The sequence below is a fragment of the Roseivirga sp. E12 genome, assembly GCF_017592825.1.
GTDB lineage: Bacteria > Bacteroidota > Bacteroidia > Cytophagales > Cyclobacteriaceae > Roseivirga.
On record NZ_JAGFMD010000003.1, the window covers coordinates 283764 to 300057 of the forward strand.

Genomic DNA, 16294 nt, shown 5'->3' on the forward strand with positions numbered 1-16294 from the left:
ATTAAAATACAGAAAAAAGAATTTGACATATATGAATCTGTCGTTCACATGACTTTTTATGTTTGCTTACAATTGGCAAACATAATCTTACCATAAACTGAAGGTCTAGCTTTGGGACGAGGTCAAATCCTCTACCTGAGAATTACTTTGAGAGTGACAGTATTGTTGTTTTGATCTAGTATTCTGATGAGGTTAAGGCCCCTATCTAGTTTACTAGTTTCAAGCTCCACATAGTCCTGAGTGACCAGCACATCTTTACGTTCAGAAAGAATCACTTGCCCTCTGGTATTTAGGACGGTGAAGCTTAGGGTCTGATCTCTATCTACTTTGTAGGATACTCTAAGTTTGTCTCCTTTGACCACCGGGTTAGGGTATGCATTGAAGGTAGCTTGGAACTGTCGTTCTACTTTGACAGATCTGATTTCCGAATAATCGAACTCTCCACTGAAGTCGGTTTGTTTTAACCTATAGAATGAGATTCCATTGACTGGATTTGCATCTACAAAAGAGTAGTAAAGAAGGTCGCTGCTGTTGCCAGCCCCATCAAGTGTGGCTATAGTTTCAAAGTTTACCGCATCGGTACTTCTTTCAACGGTATAGAAAGCATTGTTTACTTCAGAGGCCGTGACCCAATCTAACTTGACTTGATCTTCTTTGTATGTGTTTGCCTCGAAAGAGATTAAAGTGATTGGTAGTGCATCATTTTCGATAGAACCTAATGTATAGTACTGCCCATTGGTAAAGTCTACATTAAACGTTACTGTCTGGCTACCACCATTTGTAGCACTAGGAGAGATGATTGTAGTACCTCCATTAGAGAAGTCACCATCATCATCAACAAGCAATCTTGTTTGTGTTAGGTTATTACTACCAGAGGCTGTACCGGTCACCCCAGTAAGGTCAAAAGTCAATTCAACAGTACCTACTGTACCAGTTTCTTGGACTTGCCACTCTCTGTTAAGTCTACTGTTGATGGTGGCAGGTCTTTCAGGGTTTCTTGTCGCCTCAATGGTTGCATTATCATTACCAGATACTAACCAAGAATCGTCAACACTAAAACCTCCAGTATTGTTGATAGTTACCATTGCATCACTGTTAGCACTTTGAGATTGTGTTTGATCAAGGCATGAAAGATCATCTCTACCAATACCAAAGATGTCATTAGAGTAAGTAGTCTTACCACTGTAGTCCCAAATAGTACCACCATCACCCGCTCTATAGTCTCTTTCATCTACAGAGCCAGTAGTCCCGTCATCAGCACCAGCAAGAGTGATTCCATACTTGATGGCCAGGTATGATTCTACCCTGTTTCTTTGATCAGAATCTAATACCTGATTATAGGCAATGGTCTCCGCAATGTCACCAGCATACTGAGCATCAACATCAGAAGTAAAGTGGTTTCCTATACCAAACCCACCATCGGCATTGGTTAAATCAGTAGTAATTCCTGTGACCTGTGTAGCTGCAGTGGCAGCATCTACATAAATATTTAGATTGCCCGTGGCATCGTTTCTTACCCCCGTTGCTATATGAGGAAGGTTATTATTATAGGTTGAACTAGTTTCTATTTCGAATGCTGCATCTGAATCTGCATTAACCCATATGGTACCATTTTCCATACCAATGGCATTGTCAAGGCCAGAGCCCGACCTGGTACTGAGTAGGGCAGGAGAGTTCACATTATCATTGGCAGTACCTGATGTTTGACCTGTTTTAAAGACAGAGATAAGTGTAAAGTCATTGTTGACGGTACCAGCAGATGCTGCACCAGTTCTCATATAAGAGTTATTGGTAGAGCCAGGGTCAGTGAAGTTCACCACAGGGTTGAAGTTGATCTCATTGGTTTGGTAGGTAGGCTCGATTGGTCCACCACCACCAAGGTCTATTTCTGAGGCGTTAAGATTGGCAGTACCTTGGTCATTCCACTGGATGGCATTATTACCATCAACAGCAGCAGTAACCCCAGCATCAGAGAACACTTCAGTATTTCCTTTCAACCAAAGGGCAATATTGGTATTGACCCCACCAGGTCCACAAATGGTAATTCCTGTACCGATTGTAAAGAACTGCCCATCGGTCAGATCTACTCCTGTGAAAGATAGGATACTACCGTTTAGTGTACCTCCCGAAATAACTGTGGCATCAGCCATAGTGGCTGTGTTACCGACAAGCAGCGTAAAAGCAGTAGCATCAGCAACCGAATAGCCAAGGCCGGTCAGGTCGAATTGTAGTTCAGTTTCCCCGACAGTGCCAGTGTCCTCAACCTTCCAGATACGTGTCATACGCTCAGAGACAGAGTTAGGCACATCAACAATGTTTTTACTTGCCTCAGCAGTAGCACCATTATCATTACCCCATACCAAATAGTCCCCATCGTCAGTAAATGTATTTGCATTGTCAATATTACTTGCGGCCACCTCGGTCAATCCAATGGTAAGAATGTCATCTGTATTTTCACTACTTGACTGTACTTGCATAAAACAACCATCATCATCGCGTCCAATTCCAGCAACATCATTATGGTAAGTTGAATGAACTGAATAATCCCAAATTACAGTCCCGTCTGCGCTTCTATAATCTCTTTCGTCAAAAGAAACGGTCCCAATATCATCTCCATCTGCAATACTTCTTGTGATACCATATTTTATGGCCAAGTAAGTTTCAACTTTAGTTCTTTCATCTGAGGTTAGGATATCACTGAATATGATTACTTCAGGAATATCACCTGCAAATTGTGCTCCAGTTACAGGGTCCACGTGATTTCCTATACCAACACCAGCAGGGTCAATTAAAGCAACGTTATCTGAAGTTCCAGAAGTTACATTTTCAGCATCGATATAAAGTTCCAAAGGACCAGAAGCAGCTTGTTGTCTTGTTGCCATTGCTAAATGGGGAATCCCATCAGCATAAGTAGGGCTGACTGAACTTCTTGTTCCAAGCCCGTCTCCGGCAGCAATTTTTGCATGAACTCTGCTTCCTGAAATCCCTAGTGCATAATCATTCCCTGTCCCACTTGATTCAGCACCTATGATAGCTGGAGATGACCAAAACTCTGTTGTTCCATCGGTTTGAGAAGTAGAGAATATTGATATTAAGGTCATGTCACCTGAAGCAGGATTAGAGGAAGTTTCTAGATAAGAGTTCGAAGTAGTACCTGGGTCAGTGAACCTGACAGTAGGGTTGAAATTAATCGCAGATGTTTGATATGTTGGTTCCTGAGGAGTACCTCCTTGGTTTACCTCTGCTGCGTTTCGAGCATTTCCGCTTTGATCTGCCCACGATGTCACATCAGCCGCATTGACAGTGGTATTTGTTCCTGCATCAGCTTTTAGCCATAGTCCAAGGTTATCAGTTACTCCCGCCGGTCCGCAAGTTGATCTAGCAGTGCCTAAAGTGAAGAAGTCTCCATCGCTAAAGTTTACCCCTGTGAAAGTAACAGTGTTACTACTGAATGAAGCGGCAGGAGTAATTGTACCGCTCGCCATGGTAGAAGTACTTGAAGTAATCAAGTTAAAGTCAGAAGCCGAAGTTCCGGTATACCCTAGACCTGTAAGGTCAAAGGTAATTGTCGTTTCTCCAACAGTTCCTGTTTCCTGAACATGCCAAATTCTGTCCATACGCTCAGTAATAATCCCTGGCACATCTACTGTTTCTGCACTCGCCTGTGCCGTGGCTCCATTGTCATTCCCCCAAACTTGGAAGCTGTTGTCAGCAGTGAAAGAGTTGCTATTGGCAGCATTTGTAGCTTCTATACTTCCTAATCCCATGGTCACGAGTCCATCGGTATTAATGCTTGAAGACTGTCTTTGCTCAAAGCATTGGGCATCATCTCTTCCAATACCGGCAATATCATTGTTATAGCCTGAAGATTGATCTGTGAAGTCCCAAATTACGGTACCTTCTGCATCTCGATAGTCTCTTTCATCGACAGACCCAGTAGTCCCATCATCGGCACTGTTTTTAGTGATTCCATACTTGATGGCTAAATAAGTCTCTACTCTGTTTCTTTCATCTGATGTTAGGTCATCAGAGAAAACAATTACTTCAGAAATGGTTCCTTGCAGTTGACCATCATTGTTAAATGGTTGATAATGATTACCAATTCCGATACCAGTACCTAAGTTGAGGGCAGCAACATCTGAAACCGCTGAAGCTTCATTGTTTCCATCGATATATAGTTGAACTGAACCGGCAGCGGTTGATTGTACTCTGGTGGCCAGGGCAATATGAGAATTCGCATCATTGAATGTACCAGTGGTTCGTGCACCATACTGGTCACCAGTGATTATTTTGGCATGAACGCGTCCTGCTGACTGACCAAGTGAGTAATTAGCTCCAGGGTTACTGTCATCTGTACTAACTAAGGTAGGAGCATCATAGGCTGCGGTATTACTACTTGCGTCTGTTTGGCTACTGGAATAGACCGCAATTAATGACATGTCTCCAGTTGCCGGGATAGTTGATGTTCTGAGCCAAGAGTTGTTGGTATTACTTTGGTCGGTAAATGAAATTGTGGGGTTAAAGTTTGTGCCTGATGTCACAAAGGTCGGTTCTACTGGTGTCCCTCCGCCATTGGCTTCAGCGGCATTGGTTCCATTTAAAGATTGATCTTCCCAAGAAGTAACATTCGCACCATTGGTGGTGGTGTTGGTACCTGAGTCAGCTTCAAACCACAGTGCCAAATCGGCCTCAACTCCGCCAGGAGCACAGGTTTCAAAGTCAGTGCCGAGTGTAAAGTACTGCCCATCTTCTAGGTCTATGCCTGTAAAAGTGATGATATTACCATTGAATGTTCCTCCGGTTACTACTGTGGCATTGCTAAAGTCTGCATCGTTTCCACTGACAGTTACTGCATTAGTACCTGCTATCAATAAGCTAAAATTGGCTGCATTGGAACTTAATCCTAAACCTGTTAAATCAAAAGAAACGGAGGTGGTCTGTACCTCTTTTTCTTCTGCCACGCGCCATACTCTTGTAAGCCTAGCGTCAATGGTATCAGGCATGGTGAGGGCAGTGGTTTCGGTTAATGCGCCATTATCATTACCCCAGATTAACCAGGAGTCATCTGTTCCGATGGTACTTCCTCTGTCAATGATGACTATACCATCCGAGTTTTCACTTCTTGATTGTGGCTGGTCTAGCTCGGAGTCATCATCTCTACCGATACCAGCAATGTCATTGTTGTATTGCTTGTATCCCCCTGCAGTCTCATCATTAGTGGCATCAAAGATTACAGTTCCCCCTGAGTTGACATAGTTTTTTGCAACACTCTGATCTAGAGTAATACCATACTTAATGGCCAGGTAACTTTCTATTCTATTTCTTTGAGCAGAGGTAAAGGAACCAGGCTCATTACAATAGATCAGCTCAGAGATTTCACCTTCAAAAGAATTGGTACTTGCATTGGTGCCATCATCATACTGGGTGGAACCATCAGAACCACCAAACTCGATACCATCAGTATCAGAAAAGAGAAGCCCTACACTAGAAAGTGTTCCAAAGCTTGCTCCATTCAAGTAAGGAGTTAAGGTACCGGTTGTGCCACTGTTTCCGTCAAGTTCTAAGGTTAGAATGTATTCAGTATTTGTGCTAACAGCAGTACTGACTGTGGTGATGTTTGTTCCATTATTCCAGGGAGAACCACTGCCATCATTATTTCTATTATAAGCAGAGACATGCAAGTTTCCACTACGGATATAGACAATAATACCTCTGGTATTACCGCCTTGCTCATAGATGACCTGGCGATCAGTCACATCGGTGGTACTGGTTCTAAAGGCAAAGTTTAAGCCTTTGTTAGTGTATGAGGCAGCGGTATTGAAATCAGTATTGTTGGCAATGGTAAGGCTTGTTGCACTGGCAGTAAAATCAACCGTAGGGTTAAAGTTAATGGCACTAGAAGTACTTCTATAAGTAGGAGCAGCCGTACCAGTAGTTGCATCATGATCACCGATCCAGTGGTCTTGCCAATCAGTGACAGTAGACCCATCAGTGGAAGTGGTCACATCATCAGCTTCATTAGCCTTTAACCAAGTAGAAAGCGCTGCTTTATATCCTCCGGGGCCTTTATTTTCCACAATCAAATTACCTGAGCTTGCCACACCAGCAGCCACACCAGCTACAAGGTCAAGTCCTGAATCAGAAGATTTAGTAGTAGTAGGAAAAGTAGAAATATCTGCCAAGTCGATTCCACCAGCAATAGTTACTTCGGGAGGTGTTGTGTTCAGTGCGGTACCTGAGGTATATCCATTTACTACATCGGCAGGGAAAATAGAATAACCGAAGATTGTTTCATCAGCGGCAATGTCTAAGTTGGTAAAGCTAACAGCCACTCCTTGAACAGTTTGGCTACCAATATCCAAAAGAGGGATAGGGTCAACACCGACAGTTTCCCGTCTTAAGATGATATAACCTGTATAGGTTTGTCCAACCCCTGGCCAATCATTTTCACTAATACCAATAGCAGTACCATAGGTTGCAGGATCACCGTTGGCATCTAAAGACAAAATAGGAGCAACCACGATATTGTCATTACCTCCTCTTTCTATAATTGGGAACACGGCTTCATCAGGATCAGGCGTCTGAATTCCTGAATACCAGATGACATCCACTCTTTCTGTTTCCACCTCGATACTACCAGAGGCAAGATCATCATCGTTTACAAGGATATTGTCATAGCCGGTGTTCAAAGAGTTGGACAGATAGATTGCATCTGCCTCGGCTACCTTGGTGGGCTGGATAGTTACCACACTGGCAGTGACTCCATTATCTTGATACCAAATATTTACTAGCCTCGATGAAGAGATTCTACGAAGTATTAGTGTATCTGGAGCTACGAAGTTGTTGTAAGTAAGTCCTCCAACAGTGTAAGATGTTACTCTTACATCATTACCAGAACCGTAATTAAGTGTATAAGCGGCACTAGCACTAACTGAATTAGATGCATCACTCGGAGAGGTGACATTATCCGTAGAGCTTGTAGCAGTTTCATTGGTAACCGTAATAGCAGTAATATCCGACTGCGCATGAAGCGTAGTGGATAGTATAAGCATGAGCATACAGCCCAGCCAACCTATGGGTTGTTTTCTTTTAATAGTAGTCGTGTCTCTTTGAAGGTCCAAGACCTTCACCCCTTTAATAAATGTGTATAACCCCATCAAGGAGAATACCCTCCTTGATGTCGAGAAATTTTTTAAACTTTTTTTGTGTAGTTTTTTCACGGCCTTTTTCCAATGGAGTATAACCATTAGTCAAGATCGTGCCAGAGAGTTCTGAATGTTGATTGGGATGCGAAAATCGAGCTTTTTAACGAATCTGCAAGAAGTTCAGCAAGATATTTATTCCCATTTTGGGAAAACCTAGGCTAGGAGTGAGAAAACGCATAAAATTGTTTTTCACATCATTGAATTTGTTGTTGGAATATATTTTTAAGAAATCTGAGATTTATGAATACGAACATAAACCCGACTTATCGGGTGATAAATCGCTTGGTAATAGACCTTTGGTTATCAACCATAATTCCTACTGACTATCACCCTTCAATCGACCTACTCGGAATATAAATTTTATGCTGAGTTGGGTATTAAAAATGATCACCATATTGGTGGATACTTATGTCCTACTTGTCTATTGTGACGACCTATCCTGAGTCTAGTATTCGTGCTTACCCGACTTGGCAAAAATAGAAAGCTGCTTTTTTTCTGACGCTTCTACCCGGCCTACGACTTGTGCTGGAATGCCGAATGCATTCGAAATAGAAATTATCTCGTCTGAAAGACTCTCGTCTACATAGATTTCCATCCGGTGACCCATATTGAAAACTTTGTACATTTCCTTCCAATCTGTGTCACTTTCCTGCTGAATTAATTTGAAAAGAGGTGGTATTTCGAAGAGATTGTCTTTGATGATGTGAAGATTATCAATGAAATGGAGGATTTTAGTCTGAGCACCTCCACTACAATGAATGATTCCACCAATTTGACTTCTGAATTTCTTAAGGATTTCAACCATGACTGGTGCATATGTTCTGGTAGGAGAAAGTACCAGCTTGCCAGCATCAATTGGTGATCCTTCAACTGAATCAGTCAATTTTTTTGAACCAGAATAGACAAGATCATTTGGTACACTTGGATCGAAGCTTTCGGGGTACTTTTCTGCTAGGTACTTGTCAAAAACATCGTGCCTTGCAGAAGTAAGGCCGTTAGAACCCATACCCCCATTATATTCAGTTTCATAGGTAGCCTGGCCGTATGATGCCAAGCCAATAATTACTTGTCCCGGGCGAATCTTCTCATTGGTGATGACATCTTCTCGCTTCATTCTAGCAATGACCGTACTGTCAACGATCACGCTTCGCACAAGGTCACCAACATCGGCAGTCTCTCCTCCTGTGCTGATAATGTTCAGGCCATTATCTCGTAGCATTTGCAACACTTCTTCGGTACCGTTGATCAAAGCCGAAATTACTTCACCAGGAATCAGATTTTTATTTCTACCAATAGTAGATGATAACAAAATGTTGTCCGTGGCACCCACGCAAAGCAGGTCATCAATATTCATGATGATGGCATCTTGTGCAATACCTTTCCAAACACTGATATCACCCGTTTCCTTCCAATACATATAGGCGAGTGATGATTTGGTGCCGGCACCATCGGCATGCATGATATTACAGTAGGCATCATCGCTGCCCATGAAATCGGGAACTACCTTACAGAAAGCTTTTGGGAACAATCCTTTATCAAGGTTTTTGATGGCATTGTGTACATCTTCCTTTGAGGCAGAAACCCCGCGTTGCATGTATCGGTCGTTCATCTTCAGAATATTATGGCACAAAAATAAGAAAGCCTCCAAATAAGGAGGCCTTTGATGTATCTTAACTTTAAAGTTCTATCGAAATACTAGTTTTGATCCACTTCGATTACCTTAAACTCAGTTCTTCTATTTTTTTGATGTTCCTCTTCAGAACATTCCACATCATTAGTACAGCCATTTACTAATTGTGACTCGCCATAACCTTTGGCCACAAGACGATCCATTGCAATCCCTTTGGAAATGATATAGTCAACCGCTGCCTGAGCCCTTCTTTGCGACAGATCCATATTGGCATCGTCAGCATCTCGGGAATCTGTATGAGCGCTTATCTCAATTTTGATTTCAGGATTATCATTAAGCAACTGAACTAATTTGTCAAGTTCAAGGGCAGCATCCGAACGGATATCAGCCTTGGCCAGATCATAATAGATATTCTCTAACAGGATCACTGCATCCAATACGATTGGGTCCAGCGTTACATCTTCGTTAAATACTTTTTCAGTAAACCTTTCTACTAAGTCCTCTTGAGCGATACCTTGACCCACGGTTGTAAAGATTTTTCTAGCAGTAAAGAATGCGTCCTTTTCCCCCAACAAGGTATATTCCTTCTCAGGGTCAACCGGGAAGCTATAAGAGCCACCGCGACTACTTAAAACATCATCTATAAGCTGTCCATCGGCATCCAAAAGCTTCACACGAACGTCTCCCAGAATCACCTGGGTACTATCATCATTTCTTTGGTAAGTAGTTCCACGAAGTACATAAGTGATTTTTTTGAGGTCACTTGAATTATCTACAAAACTATAGAGATCGTCCCCTCCCTGACCGCCTTCTCGATTAGAGGTGTAAAAACCTTCGAAAGGAAAGTCAGAGTAAATAAGTCCAAAGTCATCGGCAGATGAGTTGAAAGATGGACCTAAGTTCCTTATGGTTATGTTCCCTCCTTTATTTTCAGCAGAAAATAAGTCTAGCATACCGAAACCGGCATGTCCATCAGAGGCAAAGTAAAGTTTATTGTCAGGAGCCACATAAGGAAAAACTTCGTCTCCTGCTGTATTGATTGAAGGGCCCATGTTAGCCACGTTTGCCCATCTACCTCGGTCGTTCAATGTTGCACGGTAAATATCAGAACCTCCAAAACCTCCTGGTCGATCTGAAGCAAAGTACATGGTGGTACCTGCCAGGTTGAATGAAGGGGAAGTGTCCCAATACTCAGGGCTATTAATAGACATGGAAACAGGAGTGCTCCATCTGCCATTCTTCTTTGTGGAAATAAAAAGATCTACACTTCTTCTGCTTTTCTTCTCATCGGTATTTCCTTTAGCAAAAACCATAGTATTGCCATCAGGAGAAAATGCCACCGAACCTTCATTGATCCCCTGAGAATTAAACAATTCAGGCAATTGACTGAGGGTTGATGCATCCGGAGTGAGTCCATCCAAGCCTACTTTATATAGGTCACTGTAAGGTATATTATACCTGCTGAAAGTCTCTGCTTCACGGGTGCTTGAAAAGTATAATTCGTTGTTAAAAAAAGTAGGACTGTATTCTGCCTGTGGCGTGTTCACACCATCGAGGGGAGTTAAATCAACATTTCTGACATACAGACTAATGCTATCCAGCTTTTCTAAGTTCTTAATTTCTTGTTCAGCTCTTTCTTTATATACCTCTATAGTTGAGAAATTCGCATACTCCGCCAAGACTTGTTTAGCCTCATCATATTGCTCGTTTGCCTTTAATGCTAGGGCATAATTCAATTCTAATTCGCCATTGTCGAAACCAGCAGCAATAGCCTTTGCATAGTAGGGTATTGAGGCCTTAGGGTCACCTAATTTTCTATAAGACTCTGCTGTGTAATAGTTGATGTCTCCAGCATCAGGGTTAGTCTCTAATTCTTTTTTGAAGTCTTCAATCGCCTGAACGTAGTTTTGATCTTCAACATAGCTCTTCAACACCTTCGGTGTTTTCTTTTCTTCTTCTTTGTCAGCTGTGATGATTTTCGCAGCATTTTGAGTAGGTCCTATAGACGGGCTGCTTGGGGCAGGGGCGGTTTTTTTAGGTTCTTCCTGAACTCCCAAAAAATTGGTCTTTTGCGTTGCACAACCACTTGCGTAGAGCAAAAGAGTAATAAATAGTAATGAATAGAGCTTCTTCATTGAGTGTAAATTAGCAAAATGCTACTTTATAATACGCTTTTCGCGGCCTGAAAGTATCTCTTAAGCCAACTTTCCTCTGCTTTAACGATCCAGCTTTTATCAAGTTCTAATTTAGTGGTCAGATTGTTATCAAAGAATAAGGAGGTGCCGTGTACATTACCCAATTCAATGGATGATTTCAAGTCTTTCATGTTTATGAACCGTACCTGATCATCTAACAAAAAAGCGAGATTGGCTCGATCAAAGAAGTTGATACCAAGTTTACTTCCAATTTCCTGTACAAAACGGAAAGAACTATCAATGGAACAACCACTGGCCATATTAAAGCCCTCATCAGTTGCAATGATGAGAAAATGGTCATGTTTGACCGTGGCGGAGGCCATCAATGCCTGACCATGAGCGGCCCACTGTTGCAGGAATTCCTCAGAAGCTGTTAGTAAAGCCTTTTGTTCTTCTTGATCGAGGGCTCTATCGGCCTGATAAATCCAAATTCTGGATGCAGCACTTAGTTCTTCAAATGGGCTTAGCATAGGGCTTATCTTTTATCGAGTTGATATTCGACTAGTATTTTACATCAAATGTCGTGTCGTAGTCCTTTGTAACCAATTAGTTGGCACAAAAATTCAACTGAATTGTTTCATAAGTATTATCCGCAAAAGTAAAAATCGCATAATGAGGCACATTGTTGACTTTTCCGTGACACTTCTGTGATGAATGAACGCTAATCTTACCGCTTATTATTATGAATAAGAAAGTACTTATAGTCGAAGACGATGCCGATATCAGTGGTCTTATAGAGATTCACCTGAAAGATATGGGCTTTGACACCTTGATTGCCGATCGTGGTGACACGGCTTTGGAAATTGCGCTTACGGAGGCTTTTGATTTTATCATTCTGGACATTATGCTTCCGGGAAAAGATGGTTTGGAGGTTTGTCGGGAACTGCGTGCTTCTAAACTAAAAACTCCCATTCTGATGCTCACAGCGAGATCTGAAGAAATCGACAAGATATTGGGTCTAGAAATGGGAGCAGATGATTACCTGACCAAACCCTTCAGTATTCGGGAGCTAACAGCTCGTGTAAAAGCCATTCTTAGGAGAACTGAAGACCAGTCTGATAGCGGATCAGTATCACGAGAAATTCTTCGTTATGGAGAACTCGTTGTCGACAAAGACAAGCGGAAGGTCCTATTGAGAAATGAACGAGTTGACTTGACACCCAAGGAGTTTGATCTTTTAGCCCTAATGGCTGAAAACCCTGGGAAGAGCTATAGTCGGGAGAGTCTTTTGAATATAGTTTGGGGCTATGAGTTTGCTGGCTATGAACATACTGTTAACTCTCATATCAATAGACTAAGAAGCAAAATTGAAGTAGATCTTTCTACCCCTAAATATATTCTGACCTCATGGGGTGTGGGCTATAGGTTCAATGACGAATTAAATCAAGACTAATGAGTGAATCGAAAAATTTGAAGGGTGGGATCAGCCTGTTTTGGAAGCTCTCTGCTACTTTTCTCGTTTTATTGTTGATGGTTGGTGCATTTCATATTGTGCTATCAATATCAACAAGTGAGAAATACTATTTGGAAAGAAACCAAAGGTTGAATGCCAATATTGCTCAGAGCATTATCCAAGAAGTGAAACCTTTTATCGATGGAGAGCTGAGTGAAACTGCCACAGATGATATTATGCATCATATGATGGCTGTGAACCCAAGCATTGAAGTTTATCTTTTGGATAAGGAAGGGGAAATCCTCAATCATGTAGCGCCATACAAAAAGGTAAAACTCACAGAAGTTAGCCTAGAACCGATTAAGGAGTTCATAGAGACTAAAGGCGAGGTATGCGTGATGGGTGATGACCCACGAAAGCCAGGCGAAGAGCAAATATTTAGTGCAGCTCCCATTATGGAGGGCGAAACTCTTCAAGGGTATGTCTATGTCGTGTTGGCCGGTGAAGATTACTATGCTGTAGCGTCCAATCTTTGGAATGACTACATCACTGCTCTTGGAGGAGGCACTATGATAGCCATACTTATTGCCGCCTTGATTGTCGGCCTGATCGCCATATGGTTTATCACCAGAAATCTCAGAGGCATTATTGATACGGTAAGACGTTTTCAAGATGGTGATTTGGAGGCTCGGATAGAGACCAAATCTGGTAAGGAGTTCAATACCCTTGGTGTGGCTTTCAATGAGATGGCAGATACTATAGTAGGTAATATTGAAAACCTTAAGTCGATGGAAAACCTGAGACGAGAATTAGTTGGCAATGTGAGTCATGATTTAAGAACACCATTGGCAGTTATACATGGGTATATAGAGACCTTAATGATCAAGAAGGATAATCTAAAACCTGAGGAGCGAGATAAATACCTGGACATTATTCTTCAAAGTACTGAGAAATTGAAAACTATGGTTTCTGAGCTGTTTGAGCTTTCGAAACTTGAGTCAAAACAAGTTCACCCAAAGAAGGAGCCGTTTTTTGTCAATGAGTTGCTACAAGATGTAGTTCAAAAGTATCTAATACTTGCTCGTAAAAAAGGCGTACTGATTCAGTCCGTCATTTCAAATAATATTGACCTGGTTAACGCTGATATTTCTTTAATAGAAAGAGTCTTGCAAAACCTGATTGATAATGCACTCAAGTTTACACCTGAAGGTGGAACCATCACAATCAAGACCAATGAACTTGACGATGCGGTTGAAATTCAGGTAAGTGACACCGGGGTGGGGATTCCTGAAGAGCAAATTCCATTTGTGTTTGACAGGTACCATATTGGAGACAAAAGAATTGGTTTGGATAAAAACAATACTGGTCTTGGTCTGGCTATAGTTAAGAAGATTCTAGAAATCCATGATGCCACCATCCGTCTCACAAGCAAACTAAATCAAGGGACGTCATTTTCATTTGAACTACCATATCATCAAGCATGAAAAGGATAAAAACATATGCAATCTTACTGCTGGCCGGCATGGGGCTAGTGAGCTGTATCGGCACTGATGTAGTCGAAGATATAATAGTAGAACAGACAGTATCGATTAGCCAAAGGCTAGAGACATTGGCCGTAGGAGATTCATATCAATTTGAAGCAAATTTCTTCGATGAGATGGGAGAGCAGTCTTCTACAGAAATAACATGGACTTCAAATAATGAAGCGGTAATGTCTATCACAACTTCCGGGTTAGCGACAGGGGTAGCCGAGGGTAATGTTTGGATCAGTGCAATGTCTGGTGCAGCTCGAGATTCCGTAATGGTTTCTGTTGGACAAAATACAGTCCTCGCGGCAGCTGAGAGATCAGGATCTTTTGTTGGCTTGAGGGATTACAATGTAAGCGGAAATTTTACCCTCACTGAAGACGGGGACAATTTAGTGCTCACTTTCTCGTCCAATTTTGTGGCTTCAAGAGGGCCAGGCTTATTCGTTTACTTGAGCAATAATGCCACTAGAGTGACTGGTGGGGTTGAGATGGGTCAACTGATGCAAAATTCAGGTGCGCAGACCTATACCATAGCTCTGACAGAGGCTCAATTAGATACTTACAATCACGTACTGATTTACTGCAGGCCATTCGGTGTTGCTTTCGGAACAGGTCAATTTGATAATTAGAAATGAAGAGTACTAATCACATAATTTTATCTGGCCTGCTGATGCTGATGACCAGCAGTGTTTTTGCAGGTGGAGGTTGGCCCACCCCTAAGGGAAAAGGTTACTTCAAATTAAGCCAGTATGTGCTTCAAGCCAATCAATATTATTCTCCTAGCGGAGAGATTATTGATATTGCCACGGCTGGTATTTACATCAGTAGTATTTATGGTGAATATGGTCTTACCGATCGCTTGGGTGTATCGGCATATGTACCATTCTTTTCAAGAGCAACCCTGAACGAACAGGTCTCTAGCTCAGGAACCCTATTGGCTGAAGGGGATGCAGTTAATTCTCTCGGTGATTTTGATATTTCATTTAAATATGGACTGATTGTCAATAAACCAATAGTCGTAAGTGCAAGTCTTACACTGGGTTTGCCTTTCGGCAATCCAAGTGGAGGAAGTACAGAAATCCTGCAGACCGGAGATGGGGAATTTAACGTGATGCTAAGTCTTGAAGCAAGTCGCAGCTTTAATGGAGGTAAGGGCTATATAAATACACTATTAGCCTTCAATAATCGTAGCGAGAATTTCAGTGATGAATTAAGATTAGGCATAGAAGTAGGCTACAATATTGCTCCCAAATGGAATGCTGCTTTGAAGGTACTTAGTGTCAATTCGTTGAACAATGGGAGTGATCTTGAAACACCGGCAAATGGCATCTTTTCAAATAACATCGAGTATTTAGCAATTACTCCAGAAGTCAATTATTCCTTAAATGAAAGGTTTGGGGTTTCTGGAAGTATTGGTTTTGCCGCCTCTGGTCGAAGAGTCTTAGCGAGACCAGCGTATTCTCTGGGCGTGTTTATGAAGCTATAAGAAATTTTAATGGGGAGAGGTAAAAGGGACCCTGATTAGTCGGGGTCCCTTTTTAATTTAAAGCCCTTCGTTTTTGGCAATTAACTCAGCTAAGTCCATCACTTCAACACTGTCTTCTTTCTCTTTGGTTTTTACGCCATCGCGCATCATTGTCATGCAGAATGGACAACCAGCTGCTATGATATTAGCACCAGTCTCCAAAGCTTCTTCTGTACGCTCGATATTGACTTCTTTGTCTCCAGGCTCAGCATCTTTAAACATCTGCGCACCACCGGCACCACAGCAAAGGCCTTTAGTCCGGCAGCGCTTCATTTCTACAAGTTCGGCATCCAGTGCTTCAAGGACTTCTCTTGGTGCATCGTAGATATTATTGGCTCGGCCTAAGTAGCAGGAGTCATGATAGGTAATTTTCTTACCCTTGAATTCTCCACCGCCTTTTAAACCTACTTTACCCTCGTTAATCAGTTGCTGTAGAAAAGTAGAGTGATGAATTACCTCATAATTGCCACCCAATTCTGGGTATTCGTTTTTGAGTGTATTAAAGCAGTGTGGACAAGCGGTTACAATCTTTTTGACATTGTAGCCATCCAATACTTGAATGTTGGCGATGGCCTGCATTTGGAAAAGAAACTCGTTGCCGGCTCTCCTTGCTGGGTCTCCAGTACATGTTTCTTCTTCCCCCAATACAGCATAAGAGATACCTACTTTATTCAATATTTTGATAAAAGCTAGCGTCACCTTTTTGTATCTATCGTCAAACGAACCCGCACAACCTACCCAAAATAATACTTCTGGAGATTCTCCTTTAGCCGTCATTTCGGCCATGGTTGGCACTTGGTTAATATTATCACTCATC

The 16294-nt window shown here is 41.9% G+C and carries 9 protein-coding genes; 4 read left to right on the top strand and 5 right to left on the bottom strand.

All coding sequences use genetic code 11. The features are described from left to right. Nucleotides 1-131: 131 nt before the first annotated feature. The 4 genes from J4E76_RS10615 to J4E76_RS10630 all read right to left on the bottom strand — a co-directional run bounded on the left by J4E76_RS10615 (nucleotide 132) and on the right by J4E76_RS10630 (nucleotide 11500). Nucleotides 132-7121 (bottom strand): hypothetical protein, encoded by a 6990-nt coding sequence (locus tag J4E76_RS10615; RefSeq protein ID WP_208503970.1) that lies wholly within the window; start codon nucleotides 7119-7121, stop codon nucleotides 132-134. Between the two features lie 529 nt (nucleotides 7122-7650). Next, on the bottom strand, nucleotides 7651-8814 hold the full coding sequence (locus J4E76_RS10620) for an AIR synthase related protein (RefSeq protein WP_208503972.1): 1164 nt from the start codon (nucleotides 8812-8814) through the stop codon (nucleotides 7651-7653). 86 nt (nucleotides 8815-8900) lie between these two features. After that, nucleotides 8901-10970, bottom strand: coding sequence for an OmpA family protein (locus tag J4E76_RS10625; RefSeq protein ID WP_208503974.1), 2070 nt, complete (start codon nucleotides 10968-10970; stop codon nucleotides 8901-8903). Nucleotides 10971-10996: 26 nt separating this feature from the next. Beyond that, entirely contained in the window at nucleotides 10997-11500 is a 504-nt protein-coding gene (locus J4E76_RS10630) for a hypothetical protein (RefSeq protein WP_208503975.1), read from the bottom strand. Nucleotides 11501-11712: 212 nt separating this feature from the next. On the opposite strand from J4E76_RS10630, the gene J4E76_RS10635 reads away from it, so the two are divergent. The 4 genes from J4E76_RS10635 to J4E76_RS10650 are packed head-to-tail and all read left to right on the top strand — an operon-like array spanning nucleotide 11713 to nucleotide 15438. After that, nucleotides 11713-12423, top strand: coding sequence for a response regulator transcription factor (locus J4E76_RS10635; RefSeq protein WP_236017379.1), 711 nt, complete (start codon nucleotides 11713-11715; stop codon nucleotides 12421-12423). Further along, entirely contained in the window at nucleotides 12423-13907 is a 1485-nt protein-coding gene (locus tag J4E76_RS10640; protein WP_208503977.1) for a cell wall metabolism sensor histidine kinase WalK, read from the top strand. Before J4E76_RS10635 ends, J4E76_RS10640 begins: the two co-directional genes overlap by 1 nt. After that, entirely contained in the window at nucleotides 13904-14581 is a 678-nt protein-coding gene (locus J4E76_RS10645) for a DM13 domain-containing protein (protein ID WP_208503979.1), read from the top strand. Before J4E76_RS10640 ends, J4E76_RS10645 begins: the two co-directional genes overlap by 4 nt. Nucleotides 14582-14583: 2 nt before the next feature. Next, nucleotides 14584-15438, top strand: a complete 855-nt coding sequence (locus tag J4E76_RS10650) for a hypothetical protein (protein ID WP_208503981.1) — start codon at nucleotides 14584-14586, stop codon at nucleotides 15436-15438. 57 nt (nucleotides 15439-15495) lie between these two features. Here the strand turns inward: J4E76_RS10650 and J4E76_RS10655 are convergent, their stop codons facing one another. Continuing rightward, nucleotides 15496-16293, bottom strand: coding sequence for a (Fe-S)-binding protein (locus J4E76_RS10655; protein WP_208503983.1), 798 nt, complete (start codon nucleotides 16291-16293; stop codon nucleotides 15496-15498). Between the last annotated feature and the right edge of the window lies 1 nt (nucleotide 16294).

Coding starts and splice junctions, on each gene's coding strand:
- J4E76_RS10655 (WP_208503983.1), bottom strand. CDS start 16,293: ATGAGTGATAATATTAACCAAGTGCCAACCATGGCCGAAATGACGGCT.
- J4E76_RS10650 (WP_208503981.1), top strand. CDS start 14,584: ATGAAGAGTACTAATCACATAATTTTATCTGGCCTGCTGATGCTGATG.
- J4E76_RS10630 (WP_208503975.1), bottom strand. CDS start 11,500: ATGCTAAGCCCATTTGAAGAACTAAGTGCTGCATCCAGAATTTGGATT.
- J4E76_RS10635 (WP_236017379.1), top strand. CDS start 11,713: ATGAATAAGAAAGTACTTATAGTCGAAGACGATGCCGATATCAGTGGT.
- J4E76_RS10645 (WP_208503979.1), top strand. CDS start 13,904: ATGAAAAGGATAAAAACATATGCAATCTTACTGCTGGCCGGCATGGGG.
- J4E76_RS10625 (WP_208503974.1), bottom strand. CDS start 10,970: ATGAAGAAGCTCTATTCATTACTATTTATTACTCTTTTGCTCTACGCA.
- J4E76_RS10620 (WP_208503972.1), bottom strand. CDS start 8,814: ATGAACGACCGATACATGCAACGCGGGGTTTCTGCCTCAAAGGAAGAT.
- J4E76_RS10640 (WP_208503977.1), top strand. CDS start 12,423: ATGAGTGAATCGAAAAATTTGAAGGGTGGGATCAGCCTGTTTTGGAAG.